This is a genomic window from Collinsella aerofaciens (genome assembly GCF_015670795.1).
Classification (GTDB): Bacteria; Actinomycetota; Coriobacteriia; order Coriobacteriales; family Coriobacteriaceae; genus Collinsella; species Collinsella aerofaciens_Q.
In genome coordinates, this window is record NZ_JADPCJ010000003.1 from 16746 (window position 1) to 39644 (window position 22899).

Sequence of the window (22899 nt, forward strand, 5' to 3'; positions counted from 1 at the left end):
GCCCTCAATGTTTACTCCGCTTATCACTCATGATTCTGACGGCACTGCATTGGCGGCACCCGTTGATGCCGCACGTCGCAACGGTGCCACGTACAAGACGCGCACGATCGGCGATCTGCGCATTAAGGACGATCGCCTGCATGCGGCCGTCGAGGGCACGGGGCACTTGCTGTTCGACGGCGGCATGGGCACCATGCTGCAGGCGGCCGGCATGAAGGCCGGCGCCCTGCCCGAGCTGCTCAACTTTGAGGAGCCCCAAGTCATTACCGACATCCAGCGTCAGTACGTCGAGGCCGGCTGCGACGTGATCACCGCCAACACCTTTGGCGCCAATGCCCACAAGCTCGACGGTGCCGCCACCGTGGCAGATGTCTTTGCCGCCGCTGTCGCCTGCGCCCGCGCGGCCGGTGCCCGCTACGTCGCCGGCGATATCGGCCCCATCGGCGCGCTGCTTCGCCCCTTGGGTACCCTCAGCTTTGACGAAGCCTATGACCTCTTTGCCGAGGAGGTGCGCGCCAGCGTCGCCGCGGGTGTGGACCTCTTTATTATCGAGACCATGACCGACCTTGCCGAGATCAAGGCGGCGGTCCTTGCCTGCCGCGAGAACTCCGACCTGCCCGTCTTTGCCACCATGACCTTTGAGGAGGACGGCCGCACATTCCTGGGTACGAGTCCCGAGGTGGCCGCCATCACGCTCGACGCCATCGGCGCCGACGTTTTGGGCATCAACTGCAGCCAGGGCCCGGCTGAGCTCCGAGGACTCGCCGCACGTATGCTCACCGTTACGGACAAGCCCGTTATGGTGCAGGCCAATGCAGGACTCCCCCATGTGGACGACGACGGCAACACCGTCTTTGATATCCAGGCCCCCGAATACGCCGAGGCCGTCGCCGGCATGATCGCCGACGGCGTGAGCGTCGTGGGCGGTTGCTGCGGCACCACGCCGGCGCACATGGCGGCCTTGCGCACGCTTATCGACAACCACACGCCCAGCCCGCGCCACCGCAAGCCCAGCATGTCGGTCACAAGCGCCCAGACCGTGGTGGACCTTCCCTGCGACGGCCACAAGATCGCCGTCATCGGCGAGCGCATCAACCCCACCGGCAAAAAGCGCCTGCAGCAGGCCCTGCGCGACGGCGATCTGGACTACGTCGTGAGCCAGGGCATCAGCCAGCAGGAACAGGGCGCCGATATCCTGGACGTCAACGTCGGCCTGCCCGAGATCGACGAGGTCAAGATCATCCAACAGGCGACCGAACAGCTCCAGGGCTCCACGCTGTTGCCGCTGCAGATCGACTCCACCGATCCCGCCGCTGTCGAGGCCGCCGTGCGCCGCTACGCCGGCAAGCCCATCATCAACTCGGTCAATGGCAAGCAGCAGATCATGGATGAGATCTTTCCGCTGGTCGCCCACTACGGCACCAACGTTGTCGGCCTTACGCTCGACGAAGGCGGCATCCCCGATACCGCCGAGGCCCGCTTCGCCATCGCCGAGCGCATCGTGGCCGAGGCTGCCCGCTACGGCATCGGACCGGACCGCATCCTCATCGACTGCCTGGTCATGACCGCCTCGACCAATCAACGCCAGGCCGAGCAGATCCTGCGCGCCATGTCCCTGTGCAAGGAGCGTCTGGGCGTCAAATGCGCGCTCGGCGTGTCGAACATCAGCTTTGGCCTGCCCGCTCGCCCGCTGCTGGGTTCGGTCTTTTTGGCTGCCGCTTTTGGCGCGGGCCTGGACGCCCCCATCATGAACCCGGGTTCCAAGCGCTTTATGGATACCGTCTACAGCTATCGCGTCCTGAGCGTTGAGGACGAGGGCTCGACCGGATACATCGAGCGCTACGCCGGCTGGACCGATCCGTACAAGATCGCCGCCAACCCGGCAGCAGCTCAGGCTGCATCGAGTGATGCCGCGCCTGCCGCGGGCACCGCCGGCACCGACGGCAACGACGACCCGATTCGTCGCATGGTCGTCTCGGGCCGCAAAGGCGAGATCGCTGCCGAGACCGAGCGTCTGCTGGCAGACCACGACGCCATGGACCTCATCAACAATCACTTTATCCCCGCCCTCGACGAGGTTGGCGTCCTCTTTGACCAAGGCAAGTTCTTCTTGCCGCAGCTCATGGCCTCGGCCGAGGCCGCACGCGTGGGCTTCGACACCATCAAGCGCCTGATGCCCGCCGGCGAGATCGCCGACAAGGGCAAGATCTGCGTGGCCACCGTCAAGGGCGACATCCACGATATTGGCAAGAACATCGTCAAAATGCTGCTCGATAACTACGGCTACACCGTCTTTGACCTAGGCCGCGACGTCGACCCGCAAGAGGTACTCAAGACCGTGCAGGAGCGTGACATTAAGCTCGTCGGCCTCTCGGCGCTTATGACTACCACGGTCGTCGCCATGGAGGAGACCATCAAGTTGCTCCATGCCGAGGTGCCGGGCGTCAAGATCATCGTGGGCGGCGCCGTACTCACCCCCGAATACGCCAAGCAGATCGGCGCGGACTACTACGCTAAGGACGCCGCCGAAAGCGCTCGTATCGCCGAAGAGGTCTTTGGGCAGTAACACAACGGAAACAACCGAGCACCAAAACGTGCCGCATGCGCCACTTGGCACGTGCGGCACGTTAGAATAGATAAGACTATGCTCGTTTTGGCAGATAGGAGCGCAAGGATGGCGATCACGCCCGCAGAAATCGCGGAAACCCGCGGCATGGTTGAGGAGCAGAACCTCGACATCAGGACCATCACCATGGGTGTTTCGCTCATGGGTTGCGGTGACGAGAACCTCGACCGCATGTGCACGAAGATCTACGACCACGTGACGCACACGGCTGAGTATCTGGTCGAGACCGCCGAGAACCTCGAGCGCGAGTACGGTATCCCCATCGTCAACAAGCGCGTTTCCGTCACCCCGGTGGCGCAGATTGCCGCGTGCTGCAAGGATGAGGACCTCACCCCCATCGCGCATGCCCTCGACCGCGCGGCCGAGACGCTCGGCATCGATTACCTGGGCGGCTTCTCCGCGCTCGTCCAGAAGGGCATCGGCGACGCCGACCGTCGCGTCATCCAGTCCATCCCCCAGGCGCTCGCCACCACGAGCCGCGTCTGCTCCAGCGTCAACGTCGCCAGCCTGCGCGCCGGTATCAACATGGACGCCGTGCTTATGGCCGCCCAGACCATCATCGATGCCGCTAAACTCACGGCCGACCAGGACTCCGTCGGCGCTTCCAAATTTGTCTGCTTTGCCAATATGGTCGAGGACTCCCCGTTTATGGCGGGCGCCGTCCACGGCGGTGGCGAGGCCGACGCCGTCATCAACGTAGGCGTCTCGGGCCCCGGCGTTATGGCCGCAGCCCTGGAGACGCTGCCCGATTCCGCATCGATGATGGAAGTCGCCGAAAAGATCAAGCAGACCGCCTTTAAGATCACCCGTGCCGGCGAGCTCATGAGCCGCGAGGCCGCCCATCGCCTGGGTGTCGAGAAGGGCATTGTCGACCTGTCGCTGGCTCCCACGCCTGCCATCGGCGACTCCGTTGCCCGTATCCTCGAGATCATCGGCGTGGGCACCTGCGGCGGCCCGGGCACGACCTGCGCGCTCGCCATGCTCAACGATGCCGTCAAGAAGGGCGGTGTCATGGCCAGCTCCAGCGTGGGCGGTCTCTCCGGCGCTTTCATCCCCGTGTCCGAGGATGCCGGCATGATCGCCGCCGTCGAGGCCGGTGCGCTTTCGCTCGAGAAGCTCGAGGCCATGACCTGCGTGTGCTCCGTTGGCCTGGACATGATCGCCATCCCCGGCGACACTCCAGTCGAGACCATCGCCGGCATCATCGCCGACGAGATGGCCATCGGCGTCATCAACAACAAGACCACGGCCGTCCGCGTGATTCCTGCCATCGGCAAGAGCGTGGGCGACTGCGTCGAGTACGGCGGCCTGTTTGGCCGTGCGCCCATCATGCCGGTGAACCCCAACGCCGGCACCGTGCTTGCCCACCGCGGTGGACGCTTCCCGGCGCCGCTGAACTCGCTGAAGAACTAGCTGAGGGGTTCGGGCGAGGAGCCCCGCCGCCGGGCGGCAGACATATAAGGTCGCCTGCTCGGACAGTCCTGCGCAAGACGGAGGCCACATTAAGTGGCCTCCTTTGCGTGCGGAACTCGCGATCGACCTTATATGTCTGCCGCCCGGCGGCGGGGCTCCCGCACAACGGGACCTCAGTTGGGTTCTATCCCGGTTGCAGTTGCTTCGCTCCTGCACCACTTGGCTGGTGCGGCGGTTTGGCGTTGGAACGGTTCTTTCTGATATATGCTGGTTGCGGCTCTTCTTTTGGAAGGAGTCGCTTTTTTGTTGCCAGGAGGTTGGCCCGTGGTTGATGGGGATGCTCACTCTGAGCTCCTTTCTGCTGATTGGAATCAGGAATGGATGCAAATGCAGGCAGCTCGACATCGAGCTGATGATTCTTTTGAGTGGGATAAAAGGGCTCGGCATTTTCGGCCGCTTGAGACTGCTCCGTATGCCCGAGACTTTATGAAGCTGTTGGCGTTAAAGCCTGGTGAATCGGTGCTTGATATGGGGTGTGGGGCTGGGTCGATTGCTATTCCGCTTGCGCAAGACGGACATCCTGTGATTGCTGCCGACTTCTCTCCTGCTATGTTGGGCACCCTTGATGCCGGCATTGAGTATTTCGGGCTCGAGGGGCGCATAACGCCGCTTGAGCTTGCTTGGGATGACGATTGGGATCTGGTTGGACCGGTCGCGAAAGCGGTGGATGTTGCCTTTGCCAGTCGGTCAGTTACGACGACCAATCTAAAAGGCGCGCTTGCTAAGCTTGATCGTACGGCTCGTCGGCGTTGTGCTGTCACGATGGTCGCCAACTCCAGCCCGCGCTATGACCTGCACCTGATGAACGCCATCGGTGCCTCCGTTACCTGCAGCAATGGCTTTGTGTATGCCTTTAACATTCTCATTCAGATGGGTGCGTTGCCGCAGGTTACGTACTTTGAATCGCCTCGTCGCGATACCTTCGAAAGCCTTGAGGCAGGTGTGGCGGATTTTTCCCGTATGCTCGAGCATGGCAACGAGGATAAGGTTGACCGCCTGCGCGACTACATCGCTCAACACATGATTGAGAACCCCCATGCCGGCGAGCCGGGCTCCAAGGGCGTGCCGCAGGGGCGCTATATGCTCGATCACGTTCGCAAGGTTCGTTGGGCGTTTATTGCATGGGAGCCGGTCTCTGCACCCCGCTCATAGCCTGCTCGCAGCCCGCACCGCCCACTCACTCGGCATCCGCATTCTTTTTGAACTGGGCAAACGCGCTCCACACCACGCCGTTCCTGCGCTATCGTGGGACAGTTCACGTAGATTAAGGCCCCATCGTGGGGCGCCCCATAACATAGAAAGCGAGAACCCATGGCACTGACAGGAGCCCAGGTCAAGCAGCTTCGCAGCATGGCCCATCACCTCAACCCCGCCATCATCATCGGCAAGTCCGATGTCAACGAGGGCACCGTCGAGCAGACGGTCGCCTACCTGGAGAAGCACGAGCTCGTTAAGTGCTCCGTGCTCGATGGCTCCAGCCTTTCCGCCCGCGAAGCCGCCGAGGAGCTCGCCGAGCGTTGCCACGCCGAGGTCGTTCAGGTCATCGGCCGCAAGTTCTCGCTGTATCGCGAGTCCTCGCGCAAGGACATCGAGAAGATCAAGCTCGTCTAGGAGCCAATGATCCGGCGAGCCAACACATAGCAAGCTTACGGGTGCCCAAGTACTTCGGGCGCCCGTTTTTTATCGCTCGACCAGCACGCGATTGAGCCGCCCCTCCACCAAGCGCTCATATAGACGCCGCGTCTCGGGCTCGGGCACGCCATTGACCTGCTCCCTCAGATGGTGCATATGCCCGCTGTACAGCTCAACGATATCGCGCCGCCGCCCCGCCGCACTGTAGACGCGCATGGCGCAGCGCACCATATCCTCGCGCGCCGTTTCCTGTCGAAGCCCCGACTCCGCCAGCCAAATCGCCGACTGCAGATCGTTTTCTTCTAGAGCGGCATTTGCTCCCTTAATCATGCAATCGATATACTTTGACTGCATAATGCGTCGCATACGCAAAAAGTAGGTGGGATTACAGCCATTGGGAACATACAGCGGTCCGGCATAAAGCTGCTCAATCTTAAGGCACAGCTCAACTAAATGGGGTCCGCGCGCACCTGTGCGATTTCCCAAAACCTCGCGGCTTATCTGGTCAAACAGCCGTACATCGGTCTTGACGTAGTCGCCGTTGAGTCCGATGCATTCATTTTGGATGAGCACACACGACTTGCCATCCGGCGTCGGTCCCAAAGCTGACCGCAAGCGCGATATCGTCGAGTACAGGTTGTTGCGGGCGCTATTGAACTCGGCATGGGGCCACAGCTCCATGGCCAGCGTCTCACGATCGACGAGCGCATCCATGCCCAGCGCAAGCCGCTCGGCAAGTGTCGCCGCCTTCTTGCGGCGCCACATTTTGTCCGTGATGGGAAACCCGTCGCGCTCGGCGCGAAACGCACCAAACATGCGAATCTCGATATGGTCGATGGTATCAACGGCTTCAACCTCGCCGGCCTGGAACAGGCGCTCGCCCTCCCCTTCCAAATCGTCGCGCAGCGAGTACCGCGACAGCTCGCGCACGGGAAGCTTCTTGCGTATCCTGGCCGCCGGCTCGCCCAGACAATGCATGGCAAGGCGCGCAAAGAGCCGATACGATGGCTCTAGAATCCCCGCGCGATTCATGGACATCCAGGCCGCAAGGTCGCTGTCTCGGCCCGCACAGGCCAAATGTAGCGCCACCATCCAGGCTTCTGCGCCACCAACCTGCGTCTGGCTTATATCGAGTAGCTCCGCTTCCTCGCGCACCGAAACCATCGAGGTGTTACGCAGATATGCCGCGCGCTCCAGCAGCAATGCGTTATCGCGCATATACGCAATCGACTCCTCGGCAAGTTTGAGCACTTGGACCGCACGGAACTTTGCATTAACCGGCCGTCCCTCTGCCAGTGACTGCCAGCCTTCTAGCAACAGACCAAACAGCTGAATCTGGTTGTCGCGCATGCGCACGGCAAAACGATCGAGCTCGTTGAACGCCGCATCGTCGGTTACCGGCAAGCCGGAAAGGAGCCGCCGTGCCGCCAACACCATACGCACCCAGATAGCCATCGCCTTAAGCCCACGTACGTCGAGCGCCTCCCGCACCACCGTCATCTCGTCGTCGCGCTCGTCGGTTCCCGCAAACGACCCGTCAAAGAGCTCCACCAGCATGCTATCGGCCCGTATAACAATCCCCGCGATGTCGAGCTCGCAGTCGTAGGCCTTGCTCGTTTTGAGCTGCCGTAGAACGCCGTCGTCATCTCCCCGCTCGGTCAGGCACCGCTTGACCTCGATATGCGCAGACAACATATCGAGTGCGGTATGGGATGTCTCGATTTCTGGCACGGCCAGGTTCGTAGGGAGCCCAAGCCCGTTGTCCCCATAGCAAACAGCCGTCAGCGTCTGGGCCACCCTCCATGAAACAGGATCTATTTCGCAGGCCGCCCGTTCGCCCCCGCGCTCGATAACCGATGCCATATAGCGGGCGAGCTTTGTATTGGACACGCTGACCGCTGCCAGATATACGCCGAGCGCCTCGGCAGGCGTTGGCTCTGGAGCCGGATCGTCGGCATCGATCGTGCCCAGCGCTGCTCGGCAGATATCGGCCCCGTGCCCCGTCAGAGCAAGATCGACCCCATACTGCCCAGCAAGTTCAAGGACCGCTTCACGGTCCAAAAAGGCGTCCGCCAGGCCCATCGCCGCATCGCATCGGCCCGCCTTAAGCAAAATCCGGGCCGCCCTCGGAACCAGTTCGGGGCGAACCTCGGCCACCAACTTACGCAAACGCAAGCGTCCGTTATCCTCCGTGCCCAGACACGTAAAACTCCGCTCGGCGGGATCCAAGCCAAAGATCGGGTAGTCGCGTACAAAGTAGGACTGGTCGACCATCGACAGCCTCACCCCACAAGCCTCGAGTTCTGCGATATTGCCCTCGCCCATCAAAACCATGAGGCATGCCACGCAAAACAGCGCATTATTGTCGAGCGAAGCCAGATCGACAAGTGCCGCGCCATATACGTTGACAATCTCGTTTTCGAGCAGACCGGCTACGTCACCTTGGCCATACAGACCCGTCTGCAATGCCGAAACGAGCTCGGGCACGCCCTGCGTGAGCTGATAAAAGTCGAGCGATGTGCTGATCGAAAACGCCGATGCCCACGCCGAATACTCATAGGCATGCACCTTAAGCATCTGCGCATTGATCTTAACCGAATCGCCCAGCCCATGAATCAGCTGACGATTTGAAGGACGGCAGGAGATAAAGACCCCTACCCCCATAGCGCGCAGGCCGCGAATCCTGTCGATGAGGTCTTCGGTATCGTGCTGATCGAGGTTTGGCACATTATCAATCGCGATAAGGGAGCGCGGTTTGTCTTTGAGTTCTTCGGTAACCACCTCGAGCTGCATAAACACCTCGCGCCCAGTGGCGCGATCGGCCTCGATAATCCGCACGGGGCCTCGCGTCGGGTCGCATTTAACCTCATGGGTGTACTGCAGCAGCACTGAGGTCTTCCCAAACCCATCGGGCGCATAAAGAACCACGATGCCGGCCTTTCGGCCCTTGGCGATAAGCTCATTCATCAAGCGTTCGCGTCGCACCATATAGCCTCCGCCCAGCGGCATCAGCTCGAGGTCGTCTATACCGCTCAAATCGTTTACCATGCCCGCTCCTCAACTCGACCGTATGGACACTGTAGCCGCAAGACCATACAAGCCGCGCTATGAATAGAGCGACCTTGTGTTTTAGGTTGTCTTTTGGTACGCAAGCGGCAAGTTTTTGTACAGCGAGGGCCGATTGTTATTAATCCCCCGACCAATCGGTCTTTAACCAGGTAAATGAGCTTGTCAGCTTGTCCCATCTAAGCGGCAGTGTAACGCAGATGAACAAGGTTCAGCCATGTCATTCAACTCGCCTAGCACCCGCTACCGTCTACGACCTTCTAGTGGCATTTTTGCATAGAATCTGGTATGGAATGAATCAAGCTGTTGGGCATCCGGCATTCGTCAAGCTTGCGCCAAGATTTTGGTCAAGCGGGCGGAAAGGGATAGCAAAAAGGCCCCCGCAAAGCGGAGGCCTCAGGCAAGGCTATGTCGAGGTGCAGGATTCGCGCTACTCGCAGAGCGAAAGGGCGGCCTCGTCGGCAACGACAACGCAGTTGGTGTGCAGCTGCAGGATCGAAGCCGGGCACTCGGGCGTAACCGGGCCATAGCACATGTCATGCACGGCCTGAGCCTTGGCCTCGCCGTTGGCGACGACCAGGATCATGCGGGCATACATGATGGTCTGGGTACCCATGGTGTAGGCCTGACGGGGAACATCGTCGATGCTGTCGAACAGGCGGCTGTTGGCCTGAATGGTGCTCTCGGTGAGGTCGACGCAGTGCGTGCCCTTGGAGAAGTGGTCATCGGGCTCGTTGAAGCCGATGTGGCCGTTGTTGCCGATGCCGAGCAGCTGCAGATCCGGGTAACCGGCGTCGGCGACGATCTTGTCGTACTCAGAGCAGGCGGCAGCGGCGTCGGGGTTGGAGCCATCGGGCACATGCGTGTTGTTCAGGTCGATGTTGATGTGATCGAAGAAGTTCTCGCGCATGAAGTAGTGATAGCTCTGGGGATCGTCGTGCGAAAGGCCGCGATACTCGTCCAGGTTGTAGGTGCTGACCTCGGCAAAGTCGACGTCGCCCTTCTCGTACCAAGCAGCGAGCTGCTTGTAGGCACCGATCGGGGTGGAGCCGGTGGCAAGGCCCAGTACACAGTCGGGCTTGAGGATAACCTGGGCCGAGATGATATTGGCGGCCTTGCGGCTCATATCCTCGTAGTCTTTAGCTTTAATGATCTTCATTACGCGTCCTTTCTCGTACAAGAGAGGCAAGGCTCCCTTACAAGCACTTGCCCGCGGCCCGCGTCGGCCGCAACCAACGTGTGCGGCCACCAGGGCGAGGTCGCGTAATGTATGTGTCTCGTGTCTAGCCGCGTCGAGGCCCCTGCCCGTCCACGGTGACCCGAAGCTGTTTAGCCTCGGACGTTTCCCATCTTGCCACGGAGGGCGTCCTCTTTCAAGGGCGCCCTCCGTAAACGTGTTTGAATTGTAGGCTAATGGCCACGTGCACTTGCTAGCGCTCGCGAGCAACGATGAGCTGGTCCATCTCTTCGACATGCACGCCAACGGAGCCCTTGATACTCGAGAACTCAACGGAGTTGCACACCAAGATGGGAACCGTCACATCGTAGCCCTCGGCAGCAATTGCCTCGCGATCGAACTCAATGAGTACATCGCCCTTATGGACGATGTCACCCACTTGCGCATGCACGGTAAAGTGCTTGCCCTCGAGCTGAACAGTGTCCAAACCAACGTGGATGAGCACGTCCAAGCCATCGACCGTGTTAAGCGCAACAGCGTGTCCCGTGGGAAAAATGGCCTCGACCTTGGCATCAGCCGGTGCAATCACACGCGTTCCGGTGGGCCGAATCGCCACGCCCTGGCCCAAAAGGCCGGTGGCAAACGTCTGGTCGTTTACCTCGGAAAGCGGAATGACATCGCCCGAGATGGGAGCATCCAGCGTAAGGACTCGACCACGCATACCAAAAGACCTTAGGACTTTAGTGAACATGCTCCCCCTCGGACATACCAATCAATCAAAATAACCTTAACAGTTTACCACTTGGCAACGGTTTTTGACCATTAGGGAAGTTCGCGCTTGACAACCTCGACGATGTCGTCGACAACGCGCTGGGTCAGCTCGTGCGTCTCGGCCTCGGCCATCACGCGGACCAGCGGCTCGGTACCGCTCGGGCGCACCAGAATGCGGCCGCGGCCGTCAAGCTCCTTCTCGGCAGCAGCGACGGCGTCCCAAATGGGCTGGCAATCGTCCAAACCGGCCTTGTTGTCGGAATGCACATTGACGAGTACCTGCGGGTACTTCTTCATGATGCCGGCAAGATCGGTGAGGGTACGACCAGTGCGCTTGAGCACGGCCAGCAGCTGCAGAGCCGTCACCAGGCCATCACCGGTGGTGTTGTGCTCCAGGAAGATGATGTGGCCGGACTGTTCGCCGCCGATGACGGCGCCGTCCGCGAGCATGCGCTCCAGAACGTAGCGGTCGCCCACGGCGGTCTGGACCATCTCGAAGCCCTGCTCCTTCATAGCGATGGAGAAGCCCAGGTTGCACATAACGGTCGAGACGATCTCGGAGTTGGCGAGCTTGCCGCGAGCGGCGAGGTCAGAACCGCAGATAGCCAGGATGTAGTCACCGTCGATCTCATTGCCCTCGCTGTCCACGAACAGTACGCGGTCGGCGTCGCCGTCGTGGGCAAGACCGATATCAGCATGGGTGCGCAGCACGAGCTCGCGCAGGGGCTCGAGGTGCGTAGAGCCGCACTCAACGTTAATGTCAGTGCCGCAGTAATCGGTGTTGATGGCATGGACCGTGGCACCCAGGCGCTGCAGCGCGGCGGGCGTGGTCTGGCAAGAAGCGCCATGGCCGCAGTCGACGGCAACGACCAGGCCGTCGAGCCTCAGGCCATCAAGCGTATCGATGGCGTGGTCGACATATGCCTTGCGGGCATCCTTCATCTTGATGATGTGGCCCACGCCGGCACCGGTCGGAAGCGTGTCGGCAGCCATGGCTTCCTCGGACATGACCCAGGCGCTGATCTCTTCCTCGACAGCATCGGGAAGCTTCATACCCTTACGGCTAAAGAACTTGATGCCGTTGAACTCCGGCGGATTGTGCGAAGCAGAGATGACGATGCCGCCGTCGAGCTCGTTTTGAACAGTGAGCAGCGCCACGGCGGGCGTGGGGATGACGCCGCAGCAGTGCGGACGGCCGCCCTCGGCCATAATGCCGGCGGTCAGAGCGCTCTCGAGCATGGTGCCCGAAAGGCGCGTGTCACGGCCGATGCAGATGTCCGGACCAAGAAACTTGGTCGCCGCGCGGCCCAGGCGAAACGCGAGGTCACACGAGAGGTCGGCATTGGCGACGCCACGGACGCCGTCGGTACCGAAGATGTTCTGGGGCATAGGATCGCTCCTTCCCTAGCAGGCGATATGCAACCGCCCACCCTAGTCGAAAAAGAAAAGCGGGACCCGCCGAGGAATCGGCAGGCCCCGCTTGTACATTGTATCTCGAAAGGAGATAAAACCTTAGCGCTTGGAGAACTGGGGAGCGCGGCGGGCCTTCTTGAGGCCGTACTTCTTGCGCTCGACCACGCGAGCATCGCGCGTAAGGAAACCGGCCTTCTTGAGGTCAGCACGGTAGTCGCCAGCGTTCAGAAGAGCGCGAGCGATACCCAGGCGCAGAGCGCCGGACTGACCGGAGATGCCGCCGCCATCGCACAGAGCGATAACGTCGAACTGACCGGCGGTGTCGGTCACCTTGAAGGGAGCAAGGGCGTTCTCAACGAGCTGATGACGGCCGAAATACTGCTCGGCGTCACGCTTGTTGATGGTCACCTTGCCGGTGCCGGGGACGAGACGGACGCGGGCGACGGCGTTCTTACGACGGCCGGTACCCTGGTAGACAACGGTGTTCTCAGCCATCTTTAAGCCTCCAGCTCAATCTTCGTGGGGTTCTGGGCAGCATGCGGATGCTCGGCACCAGCGTAGACCTTAAGCTTGGTCATCTGGGCACGGCCGAGGGTGGTCTTGGGCAGCATACCGCGAACGGCGCGCTCGATGACCTTCTCCGGGTGCTTCTCCATAGCCTGGCGGAAGCTCTCAGCCTTGAGGCCGCCGTTGTAGCCGCTGTGGCGATAATAGGTCTTCGTGTCGGCCTTGTTACCGGTAAGCTGGACCTTATCGGCGTTGATGACGACAACGAAGTCGCCGCAGTCGCTGTTGGGCGTGAACTGGGGCTTGTTCTTACCGCGCAGGATCATTGCGATCTGGGTGGCAAGACGGCCCAGGACAGCACCATCGGCGTCGACGAGAACCCAGTTGCGCTGGACCTCGCCCTGCTTGGCGTAGTGAGTCGATTTCGAAATCACTTAGACTCCTCCATGTACAGTACGTGTTGTTACAGAGATTCACGGGGCTCTGCAAGTAACCCGTCCATATTACCCCGCTCGCCGTACGAGTCAACAGGTATTTTGGTTCCGACCAGAGTTTCTGCACATGTCATCCACGAGCCGTGATTTTCCAGCTCTTTAGCTGTTGTCATTTTTTGAGGGTTCGCCGTCGTTAGCGCTCAACGAACTCTTGGATTTCCGCGAGCAGGCGCTTTGCCTCCTGACGGCCCTGGATATACAGGTCCAAAAGCTTTGCCGGATCGTGCTCGACATGGCCGACCTCGACCGGCTTTTGCGGAGCGACGACCAACGCACGGCCCTCGCGCTCATACTTCCACAGGTGCATGCGCTGGATGTTGTAACGGTCGTGGCGCGTCTCGATAGCCTCGAGCAGATAGGGGTAGTCGGCATAACGCGCACGCGCGGCCGGCAAAAACTCGTAGGGCTTTTTCTCATACGAACGGTCCTGCGTGACGATGACGACCGCGCGATCGAAGCCCGCCTCCTCGAGCACATGCTCGATGGGGACCGAATCGGCCACGCCACCGTCGACATATTTGTGCCCGTCAATCTCGACCGGCGGCGTCACCAGCGGCAACGAGGTCGAGGCGCGCACGGCGTCGAGATCGAGCACGGCGCTTTTAACCGGGAGGTACGTGGCAGTTCCAAAGAGCATGTCCGTCGCGACGGCGTACATCTCGATGGGGCTCGCGTCGAACACCTCGTTGTCAAAGGGATCTAGGCGGTCTTGGACATCGTTGAAGATAAAGTCGTAGCCGACGATAGAGCCCGTGGACGCAAACGATGCGGCGCCCATGAAGCGGCTGTCGCTGCAGAAAGCCAGGTTGATGCGGTTGGCACGGCCGATCTGGTGCGACTTGTAGTTCACGCCGTTGAGGGCGCCGGCCGATACACCGTAGACCGCCGGAATCTCGACGCCGGCCTCCATGAGAACGTCGAGCACGCCCGCAGTAAACTGCCCGCGAAAACTGCCGCCCTCCAAGACGAGCGCGACCTTGCCGGCGTTCTTTGCCTTATCTTCTGCAGTCATATTGACCTCCTGCGATTACGTTTTGACTTTCTTCTACCCAGTTTTGGGATGGAGGGCGCGCAGGTTTTTTTGAGGCGGCAGGCGAAACGGAAAGTGCGTCCCAGTTTGAGGCGGGATTCCGGGATGTGCTTTCCGCTTGGACCGCCGTTGGGAAAGCGTGTCCCACTCTGCGTCACTGAGGCGTTTGCTTAACGCTCGCGCCCTGCGCAGAGTTCGATTCTCCGCGGTACGGGAATTCGCTGATGCGAGGCAAAGCCAGCTGAAATTCGATAAACATCGCATCCGTTTTGAGCCGAAAGTTTGCGCGGAGAATCCGCGTATTTGCTTCGCAAATCCGCACCGGCTTCGGCCGCCTGCCGGCGCCCTCGCCCGCTCGCTACAAACGCTCCGCGTTTGTTTAACGCTCGCGCCCTGCGCAGAGTTCGATTCTCCGCGGTATCTATAAGTAATAAAAAAGCAGATAGGTGCGTTTACCTACCTGCTTATAACTATTGGTGGAGGCGCGGAGAATCGAACTCCGGTCCACGAAAGCCCCCTGATTGGCATCTCCAAGCTCAGTCGCTGGTTTAGTCTCGGACACTTTGCGCGCAGCGACACGCTCGCGGCGTCCTAACCGGTTCGGTCTTAGCCCGCGCCATACCGATTACGTGCGCAGGAGCATTCCCCTAACATGACGTCGCGCCGGTGTCGGGGAAATCACCGGGTTGACGCGCCGCTATAAACTAAGCAGCGAGAGCCATAGGCTCAAAAGAAGAGTTGTTGTCAATTCAATTTGACGGTACCCCTGTTTAACGAGGCGAGGAGACCTCGGCTTGCTTCCTCTCTCAGAGCTATCGTGTCGAAACCAGTCGCCCCCGAATGTCGGGAAGTCTGGATGGCATTGGGCACGAGCACCCAACACCCGTCGACTTTTCAAGGAACATGCAGGGCGAGCCCCGCTTGTGGAGTGTTATCTTACCACGTTCTGAAAGCGGACAGCTGTTCTATGCACGAGCTGTGAAGACCCCAATGTGCGCCACACTTCGCACTTTTGTTACCGATCACGTCACGTATATTTTCGCCAAGCAAAATTGACCCGTCGAAAGGACCGTTATGGATACCAAGCAGCAACTCGTCAATGCCCTCGCAGGCCTGGGCTCAACCATTACCGAAGCTATGGATGTCATCGAGGGCTTTGTCCCCTGCGGACATCCCGCCCTCACGGTATCGAACGCACTCGTCGCGCTGGACGCTGACGATGATGCAGCTCTCGCCCAGCAGCTTGAGACCGTCGAGGGCTTTATCGACCACGTGAGTGAGAACCGCGGCGTGACCGCCTACCACGGCATTGAGGTCGAGCTCGCGGGTCCCAAAGCCGATCTGTTCGCAGCAATCCGCGAGGTAGGTGCCCTTATGCAGACCGCAGGCGTCAAGAACACCCAGGTCAACGAGTGGGTCTACCGCAGCCTGGCAGCACTCGACAGCTCCGACGAAAAGGCAGCCGAGCAGCTCGCAGAAAGTCCCGCCATCAAGGCCGAGCTTTTGTAAATAGCAGACGCGGGCCCCTTGGCGCATCGTCGTCCAAGAGGCCCGCAAACAGTTCGCGTCAACCGATAGCCGCGCGGCCACGTTCGGCCAAAGCAAGAATCGGCATCATTTGACGAGGTGTCTTTGCTGCAAGATCGGCATGTTCGAGCAGCTTGCGATCGTTGGTCACCAAGTAATCAACCTGCGCGCGCTTGCACGCGGCGAGTACCAAGTTGTCCTCGTAATCGCGATGGAGCGTCAGATATTTGTCAGCTAGCCACAGATCAGATGCATCGGCGCCCACGGCCATAGCGTTTTCGGTCATATTCCGAACAAACGCCAGCGCCGCATCGCCAATCGCGCGGGCAGAAGCCTCGTCGAGCGCTCCCCCGCTGGCAAGAACGCTACGCTTCAGCTCGTGTTGGACAACGTACAGCACGTCCTTAGCGATATGCACCGGGAAGAACAGCAACGCCCCCGTCTCCGCCGCCTGCCCAATAAACGCACGCGCGGCAAGCGACTCGGCATGGTCGACGCAAAACGAATCAACCCATACGTTGGCATCCACCATTATTTTGAGGGAAGCCCCGCTCACAGGATCATCCCCTTTTGGCGATAATGCTCATCCATGGCTTCAGAATAGATTGCGTCCCAACCGCGATCGTCGGATACGGGCGACACAGCGATGCCCAAATCTGCATAAAGCCGGTCTGCCGCTGCCCACGACGCGGCGAACGGCGTATCGGGCGCGACGGTCTGCTGCCGGTCGTCGACGGCCGAAAGCACTTCCTCGCACTGCCCGCCACCCTGCGCGACCTTGGCCACGACCTTTTTGATGAGCTCGGGCAGTGACCTGCCCGAAAGCTGTAGCGCTTCCTCGGCGCGCTCTTTAACCGAGCGATCTACGCGAACATTCACCTGCGCCATGCCACTAACAGCACCCACGTCGATCCCGCTCCCTTCAATTGCTAGCCATGCTAGCACCACTTTATAGAGAAGCTAGCAAATGGTCAAATGCAAAAGACCTGCACCTGGACGACACCGATGCCGTCTGGGCGCAGGCCAGATAACGTGGGCGAACACGTCTGCTAATGCAGGTAAGCCTTCGCGTTGCTCAGGCTGTAGGCAATCGTCGAGCCGTTATGCAGCAGCGATGACGTCTGCGGGGTAATCGTGCCGGTAATGCCCAGTGCCAAGAGCGCTGAGTTGGTGAGCATCACCTTAGAGTAGGAGCTCGTCAGACGATCAATGAGGCCCTGGCTCATGCGGCGCAGGCGCACGATCGCGGCCAGATCCGTATCGGTCAGGATGATATCGGCGACCTCCTTGGCGATGTCGCTTCCGCCACCCATCGCCAAGCCCACGTCGGCCAAACCGAGCGCCGGCGAATCGTTGACGCCGTCGCCCACCATGGCAACGTGACGCCCCTCGCCCTTAATGCGCTCCACATAGGCGTACTTGTCCTCGGGCAGCAGTTCGGCCTTAAACTCGTCGACACCTGCCTCGCGAGCAATGCGCTCGGCCGTGCGCTCCGAGTCGCCCGTGAGCATGACCACGTGCTTGACACCCAGCGCATGTAGGTCGGCGATGGCCTCGCGGACACCAGGCTTGAGCGGATCCTCGATGCCGAGCACGCCGACGACCTTGCCGTCGACCGCCAGATACAGCGGCGACAGCCCCTGCATCTGGGACTCAATGCGCTCCTTAATGTCGGAATCGAGCTGCGCGCTCTCGTCCTCAAACACAAAGTGTGCCGAGCCGATAATCGCGCGTCGCCCTTCGATGGACGAGGCAATGCCGTGCGCCACGATGTACTCGACGGCAGCGTGGCGCTCGCGGTGCTCGAGCCCGCGCTCGCATGCCGCATTGACCACGGCGCGCGCCACCGGATGCGGAAAATGCTCCTCCAAGCAAGCGGAAAGGCGCAGGATCTCGTCCTCGCTCCAACCATCGGTGGTGAGTACGCAGGCAAGACGCGGCTGGGCCTCGGTGAGCGTGCCAGTCTTATCAAACACAATGGTGTCGGCCTTGGCAAACGACTCAAAGTACTTGGCGCCCTTGACCATGACGCCCATCTTGGCAGCATCGCTCATGGCAGTCATGACGGCGACGGAACCCGTGAGCTTGAGTGCGCACGAGTAGTCGACCATCAGCGCCGCCGAGGTCTTGATGAGGCTACGCGTGGTGAGAGCGACAAGGCCCGCGAGCAGGAAGTTCCACGGGACGATCTTGTTGGCAAGGTCCTCCATATGCGACTGGCCCTCGGACTTGAGTGAGTCGGCGGTCTGCACGAGCGAGACGATCGAGCGCAGCTTGGTCTGCGCCGTGTTGGCGCGCACGCGCACCAAGATGCTGCCGTCTTCCACGACAGTTCCGGCGAACACGTCGTCGCCTGCGCTGCGCTCGACGGCAAGCGGCTCGCCGGTCAGGGTCGCCTGGTTGACCATGGCGCTCCCCTGCTCGACAACACCGTCGATGCAAATGGACATGCCGGTGCGTACGGCGACCAGATCGCCGGGCTCGAGCTCGGTCGCAGCAACGCTCACCTCGGTGTCACCGACGACCTTTTGCGCCTTGTCGGGCACATCGAGCAGCGAGTTGATGAGCTCGTTTTCGCTCATGGCGCGGGTGTAGTCCTCGAGCAGCTCGCCCACGTTGAGCAGGAACATCGTCTGGCCCGCGGTGTCGACATCACGCTTGACGAACGAAATGCCGATGGCCGAAGCGTCGAGCACAGGAACGGTCAGGCGCGGCTGTGCCAGCTCATGAAGGGCAGCGCGCAAAAATGCCATGTAACCGGCCACGACAAACACCGCACGCAGAGGCGTCGGCAAGAACCAGCGACGTGCGTAATGGGCGCCGACGAGTGTCGCCAGGTCCATAACGAGTTTGTGCTTGCGCGGCTCGAGTTGCATCACGTAGCCCGTCTTTGCGTCGGCAATGGCCTGGGCATCGAGTGCGCCCAAGGCGTCGAGCACGCTCGCACGACATTGCTCGTCATATTCGAGCGCCATCTGGCCAATACGGCCATAAACGCGCACCTTGTGCACGCCGTCGATATCGCCGCTGAGCTTAAGAAGTGCGTCGAGATCGCTCTCTGGCACAGGACCCGCCAATTGAAGACGGGTCCTGCCGGGGATCTCGCTAATAATCGAGAATCTCATAGTTTGTGCCTGGGAGCGTTACTCGGCTGCCTCGTCAGCAGCGGTCTCGCTCTGGGTGATGTAGGCGGCCTCGGCAACCATGTCATCGACATTGGCCTTGGCCTGCTCGACCATGTCCTGGTAGCAGTTCTTGACGCGCATACCGCACGCAATGCCCTGCACGCAGGCGTTCTTTACCGGAGCGCTGGTGAGCAGCTTGATGCCGGCCGTGCCAAGCAGAAAACCGCCACCGACAAGCAGGGTGTTAAACGTCGACTTCTTCATGTTGCTTCTCCCTTTTGCCGCACAAGCGCGGCATGGTGCTTTAGCACCCGAGTTCATTAGTTTGCTCGAGCACGCTTTTGAGACTAGTTTAGTCGAACTATTATGGTCAACCAAAGTTAACCTTTGGAAATCTTGGTCCCCTTTCCTACAGCTGCCAGGCAGCCGCTTCCTTTTGCAGTGCGACCATGCGGGCAAATTCTCCGCCTGCCGCCTTAAGCTGCGCCGGAGTGCCCTGCTCGGCAACCACACCATCCTTGAGCACAACGATTTTGTCGGCATTTTCCACCGTACGCATGCGATGCGCAATCACGATAACCGTCTTACCTGCGAGCAGACGAGAGAGCGCCTGCTGAACCACAGTCTCGTTCTCCACGTCCAAGCTCGCCGTCGCCTCATCCAACAGCACGATGGGCGCATCTTTGAGCAGCGCGCGGGCGATGGAGATGCGCTGGCGCTCGCCACCGGAAAGTTTGGAGCCGTTCTCGCCGATCATGGTGTCGTAGCCCCGCGGCATGCGGTTCACGAACTCGTCGCAGTTGGCGGCACGCGCGGCCGCAAGCACTTCCTCATCGGTGGCATCACGACGCCCGAGGCGGATGTTTCCCATCACGGTGTCGTCAAAGAGCAGCACGTCTTGGAACACAATGGCGTAATCACGCAGCAGTACCTCGGGATCAACGCTCGCAACATCCACGCCACCCACGGTGACCGTGCCTTCGGTGGCATCCCAAAAACGCGCGGCCAGGCGGCTCACCGTAGACTTACCGGAACCCGAAGGACCGACCAGTGCCGTGACTTCGCCTTCCTTGGCGGTAAAGCTCACATCGGTAAGAACTTTCTCGCCGGCGCGTCCGTCCTCGCCCGCACCATAGCCAAATGCCACGCGATCGAACACCACATCGTGGCCCGCGGGCTCAAATTTCTCGCTGCCCCGCGCCACAGGCTCTTCCATGATGGAACGCATGCGCTTGGCAGACGACTCGGCGGCAAACAGCTCGGACATTAACATTAACGCCTGGTCAAAGGGCGCATAGATACGGCTCACCATAAGCAGGAAGGCAAACATCACCAAAAAGTCGACCTGTCCGGAGGCGACCACCGCGGCGCCCGTAACCAGCGTGGTGGCAATGCCCAGACGCAGGATGACAAAGGCGGAGTTGACCAAAAGCCCGTTAGCGAGCTCGCCCTTGGTGGTCTCGCGCTCCTCGGCATCGATCACGGCGTTGAGTCCCTCAAGATAATGGGCCTCTTGGTTGGTGGCGCGGATCTCGCGAACGCAGTCGAGCGTCTCCTGGATCGCCTCGGTGACCTTAACCTTCTCGGCGCGCACGCGATCGAACACCGGAGTCATGGGGCCGCGTGTTAGATACAGCACGGCAAAGGCCACGGGAACGCTCCAAAACGCCGCAATCGCCAGCTGCCAGCAAAAGAACAGCGACGCCACGAACACAATGGCGCTTGCGATGATGGCACCCCAAAGCTCTCCCAGCACGTGGCTGTAGGCGTGCTCCATGGCCTGGACGTCACCCATGATGGTCTCGGTTAAATCGGCCAGATCACGACGACCGAAAAACGACAGCGGCAGTTTGCGCAAGCGCTCGGCGATCTCCATACGCTGCTTGCCGCACTCCTCGTAAAAGATGCAGTAGGTGTAGTAATACTGCTGCCAGTTAGAGGCAAAGAGCAGCACGAAAAAGACCAGGAGGCCGCCCACGATCGGCAGGGCATCCGGCAGGTCGGCGCCGGTGGCGAGATGTTCGACAAAACCGGCCATGACCAGGAATAAAAAGCCCATGCCGGCCATGGTAATGAGATTGGTGAGCGTGGTCCAGAAGACGCCGCGTTTTACGCCGGCGACGCCTTTATCGGATAGGAAATACTTCTTTTGGAATGAGGCGAACATTTAGGCCTCGCCTCCCTTCGTGACGGCGTCATCCGCGGCCGCAGCAGTGATCTTCCAGCTCGCGGCCTGTTCGTATTCGGCCCACATCTTGGCATACAGACCCTCTTGGGACAGCAACTCGGCATGGGTACCCGACTCCTGCACGCTGCCCTGGTTGAGCACCACGATTTGGTCTGCGCCCACTACGGTCGAAAGCCGGTGCGCAATCATAATGACCGTGCGACCCGCCGCCAGCTTGCTAAAGGCGCGCTGGATGAGCGCCTCGTTCTCGGGATCGGCAAACGCCGTGGCCTCATCGAGCACCACGATAGGCGCGTCTTTAAGGATTGCGCGGGCGAGTGCCACGCGCTGGACCTCGCCGCCCGAAAGATATGCCCCGCCGGCACCGAGCATGGTATTGATGCCCTGTGGGAGCTTGGCCACAATGTCGTCGCACTGAGCTGCGGAGAGGGCCGCACGCACTTCGTCGTCAGTAGCCGTAGGCTTGGAGGCGCGCACGTTATCGGCAAGTGTTTGCCGGAACAGCTGGTTGGTCTGGAACACGAAGGCGACCTGGTCCATAAGCTCGTGCGGATCCATATCGCGAACGTCCACACCGCCTACGAGCACTCGACCCGAGGAAACATCCCAAAAACGCGGGATCAGGCTTGCGCAGGTTGACTTGCCGCCGCCCGAAGGACCCACAAGCGCAAGGGTACTACCAGCGGAAACGCTAAAACTCGCATGGTTGACGGCAGGCGCTTCGGCGCCCTCATAGGTAAAGCTCACATCCTCAAATCGTACGTCGCTGCCGGCAGGGTGCTTGGGTTGGGCGGGCACGGAGAGCTGCTTGGAATCCATGATGCTTCGGATACGCGCCAGCGAATCGGCACTCATTTGAGACGCCTCGCCCACAAACATAAGCTTGGTCATGGCTGTGGGCACCACGGCCGAAAAAATCGCGTAGAAGGTGAAGTTGGCCAAAAAGTGCGCAAAATCCGTCTCGCCCGGAGCTAGCAGCAACGCCACCGGCAAAAAGAATGCCACGAGGCCGTTGAGCGCCGTAAGGTTGAGTACCTGCGGACCTCGGCAGAACGTGCCCGCATAGCTTTGCGCCATGTCGGCGTATTCGGCAATCGCATCGTGGAAGGCCTTGAAGGAATAGACCGTCTGCTGAAACACCTTGACCACGGGGATGCCGCGTACGTATTCGGTGCCGGTCTTGTTCATCTTGACCAGCGCTCCCATGTAGGCCTTCATGAACTCGGCGCCCTTGCCACTCATCATGGTGGCCATGGCGCCAAGCGAAACGACGACCGAGATAAGGCATGCCACCCCCAAACGCCAATCGAGGGCGAAAAGCAGCACGAGCAGGCCTGCGACCATGGCGGTGGCGCCGGCGATATCGGGCAGCATGTGCGCGAGCAGGGTCTCGGTGGAGGCGGCGCATCCGTCTACAATACGGCGCAGCTCACCGGTGGCGTGCGTGTCAAAGTAGCCAAGCGGCAGCTTAAGCAGGTGCTCGCTCGTAGTCTTGCGGATATTGGACGCGCAGCGAAACGCAGACAGGTGCGTGCACATGAGCCCCACGAAATAAACTACGATGCTTGCCAGGGCAAACCCCACGGCCCACCAGCCATACATCGCGATGTCACAGGCTTCGCTCCAGTTAGGTGCCACAGCGATCAGATCGCGCGCGACAAGCCAAATGCACACGAACGGGCCAAAGCTCAGCAGCTGCGAGAGCGCCGAGAGAGCCATGCCCAAATAAGTTAGGAATTTACGGTCGCCGGCATATGCAAGCAGCTCGCCGATACCGCCGCCTTCCCTTTTTGATCCCTTTGCCATAAGGTTCCCTTCTGACGGCTTGAGAGTTAACCTCAATCAACTTATCATTGATATGTTAGCCAAG

General features: G+C 60.5%; 18 protein-coding genes and 1 other RNA gene. 5 read left to right on the forward strand and 14 right to left on the reverse strand.

The features are described from left to right. The first annotated feature begins 7 nt into the window (after window positions 1-7). From I4W09_RS01870 to I4W09_RS01885, 4 genes are all read left to right on the forward strand, one after another. Window positions 8-2566 (forward strand): homocysteine S-methyltransferase family protein, encoded by a 2559-nt coding sequence (locus I4W09_RS01870; protein WP_196031423.1) that lies wholly within the window; start codon window positions 8-10, stop codon window positions 2564-2566. A gap of 108 nt (window positions 2567-2674) precedes the next feature. Next, on the forward strand, window positions 2675-4039 hold the full coding sequence (locus I4W09_RS01875) for a PFL family protein (RefSeq protein WP_196031424.1): 1365 nt from the start codon (window positions 2675-2677) through the stop codon (window positions 4037-4039). Window positions 4040-4567: 528 nt separating this feature from the next. Further along, window positions 4568-5251 carry a class I SAM-dependent methyltransferase gene (locus I4W09_RS01880; protein ID WP_196031495.1) on the forward strand — a complete coding sequence of 228 codons (684 nt, stop codon included), beginning with the start codon at window positions 4568-4570 and terminating at the stop codon, window positions 5249-5251. A gap of 159 nt (window positions 5252-5410) precedes the next feature. After that, entirely contained in the window at window positions 5411-5710 is a 300-nt protein-coding gene (locus I4W09_RS01885; protein WP_006234690.1) for a YhbY family RNA-binding protein, read from the forward strand. 69 nt (window positions 5711-5779) lie between these two features. Here the strand turns inward: I4W09_RS01885 and I4W09_RS01890 are convergent, their stop codons facing one another. The 8 genes from I4W09_RS01890 to ssrA all read right to left on the reverse strand — a co-directional run bounded on the left by I4W09_RS01890 (window position 5780) and on the right by ssrA (window position 15027). Further along, entirely contained in the window at window positions 5780-8779 is a 3000-nt protein-coding gene (locus I4W09_RS01890; RefSeq protein WP_196031425.1) for an AfsR/SARP family transcriptional regulator, read from the reverse strand. Window positions 8780-9227: 448 nt separating this feature from the next. Beyond that, the gene (nagB, locus tag I4W09_RS01895) at window positions 9228-9956 is read right to left on the reverse strand and encodes a glucosamine-6-phosphate deaminase (protein ID WP_055287061.1); all 729 of its coding nucleotides are present in this window, start codon (window positions 9954-9956) and stop codon (window positions 9228-9230) included. Window positions 9957-10227: 271 nt separating this feature from the next. After that, window positions 10228-10695, reverse strand: a complete 468-nt coding sequence (locus I4W09_RS01900) for a PTS sugar transporter subunit IIA (RefSeq protein ID WP_229030367.1) — start codon at window positions 10693-10695, stop codon at window positions 10228-10230. Window positions 10696-10796: 101 nt separating this feature from the next. Further along, window positions 10797-12134, reverse strand: a complete 1338-nt coding sequence (gene glmM / locus I4W09_RS01905) for a phosphoglucosamine mutase (RefSeq protein ID WP_006234694.1) — start codon at window positions 12132-12134, stop codon at window positions 10797-10799. 123 nt (window positions 12135-12257) lie between these two features. Beyond that, complete coding sequence (gene rpsI / locus I4W09_RS01910; RefSeq protein WP_022094634.1) at window positions 12258-12653, reverse strand: 30S ribosomal protein S9; 396 nt, start codon at window positions 12651-12653, stop codon at window positions 12258-12260. Between the two features lie 2 nt (window positions 12654-12655). Continuing rightward, window positions 12656-13099: a 50S ribosomal protein L13 gene (gene rplM / locus I4W09_RS01915; protein WP_022094635.1), complete on the reverse strand. Its 444-nt coding sequence runs from the start codon at window positions 13097-13099 to the stop codon at window positions 12656-12658. A gap of 193 nt (window positions 13100-13292) precedes the next feature. After that, window positions 13293-14171: a patatin-like phospholipase family protein gene (locus I4W09_RS01920; protein WP_196031426.1), complete on the reverse strand. Its 879-nt coding sequence runs from the start codon at window positions 14169-14171 to the stop codon at window positions 13293-13295. A 492-nt stretch (window positions 14172-14663) separates the two neighbouring features. Then, window positions 14664-15027, reverse strand: a transfer-messenger RNA (tmRNA) gene (gene ssrA / locus I4W09_RS01925). 236 nt (window positions 15028-15263) lie between these two features. Here ssrA and I4W09_RS01930 point away from each other — a divergent pair. Next, on the forward strand, window positions 15264-15698 hold the full coding sequence (locus tag I4W09_RS01930) for a hypothetical protein (protein WP_196031427.1): 435 nt from the start codon (window positions 15264-15266) through the stop codon (window positions 15696-15698). Window positions 15699-15756: 58 nt separating this feature from the next. Here the strand turns inward: I4W09_RS01930 and I4W09_RS01935 are convergent, their stop codons facing one another. The 6 genes from I4W09_RS01935 to I4W09_RS01960 form a co-directional block, all read right to left on the reverse strand. Continuing rightward, window positions 15757-16272 (reverse strand): type II toxin-antitoxin system VapC family toxin, encoded by a 516-nt coding sequence (locus I4W09_RS01935; protein WP_124785938.1) that lies wholly within the window; start codon window positions 16270-16272, stop codon window positions 15757-15759. Further along, entirely contained in the window at window positions 16269-16622 is a 354-nt protein-coding gene (locus tag I4W09_RS01940; RefSeq protein ID WP_196031428.1) for a hypothetical protein, read from the reverse strand. Before I4W09_RS01940 ends, I4W09_RS01935 begins: the two co-directional genes overlap by 4 nt. A gap of 143 nt (window positions 16623-16765) precedes the next feature. Next, on the reverse strand, window positions 16766-18781 hold the full coding sequence (locus I4W09_RS01945; RefSeq protein ID WP_271756729.1) for a heavy metal translocating P-type ATPase: 2016 nt from the start codon (window positions 18779-18781) through the stop codon (window positions 16766-16768). A gap of 78 nt (window positions 18782-18859) precedes the next feature. Beyond that, window positions 18860-19105, reverse strand: a complete 246-nt coding sequence (locus I4W09_RS01950; protein WP_196031430.1) for a DUF6110 family protein — start codon at window positions 19103-19105, stop codon at window positions 18860-18862. A gap of 145 nt (window positions 19106-19250) precedes the next feature. Further along, window positions 19251-21008 (reverse strand): ABC transporter ATP-binding protein, encoded by a 1758-nt coding sequence (locus I4W09_RS01955; RefSeq protein ID WP_196031431.1) that lies wholly within the window; start codon window positions 21006-21008, stop codon window positions 19251-19253. Further along, a complete protein-coding gene (locus tag I4W09_RS01960) occupies window positions 21009-22835 on the reverse strand; it encodes an ABC transporter ATP-binding protein (RefSeq protein ID WP_196031432.1) in 1827 nt (608 codons plus the stop codon). Window positions 22836-22899 lie beyond the last annotated feature (64 nt).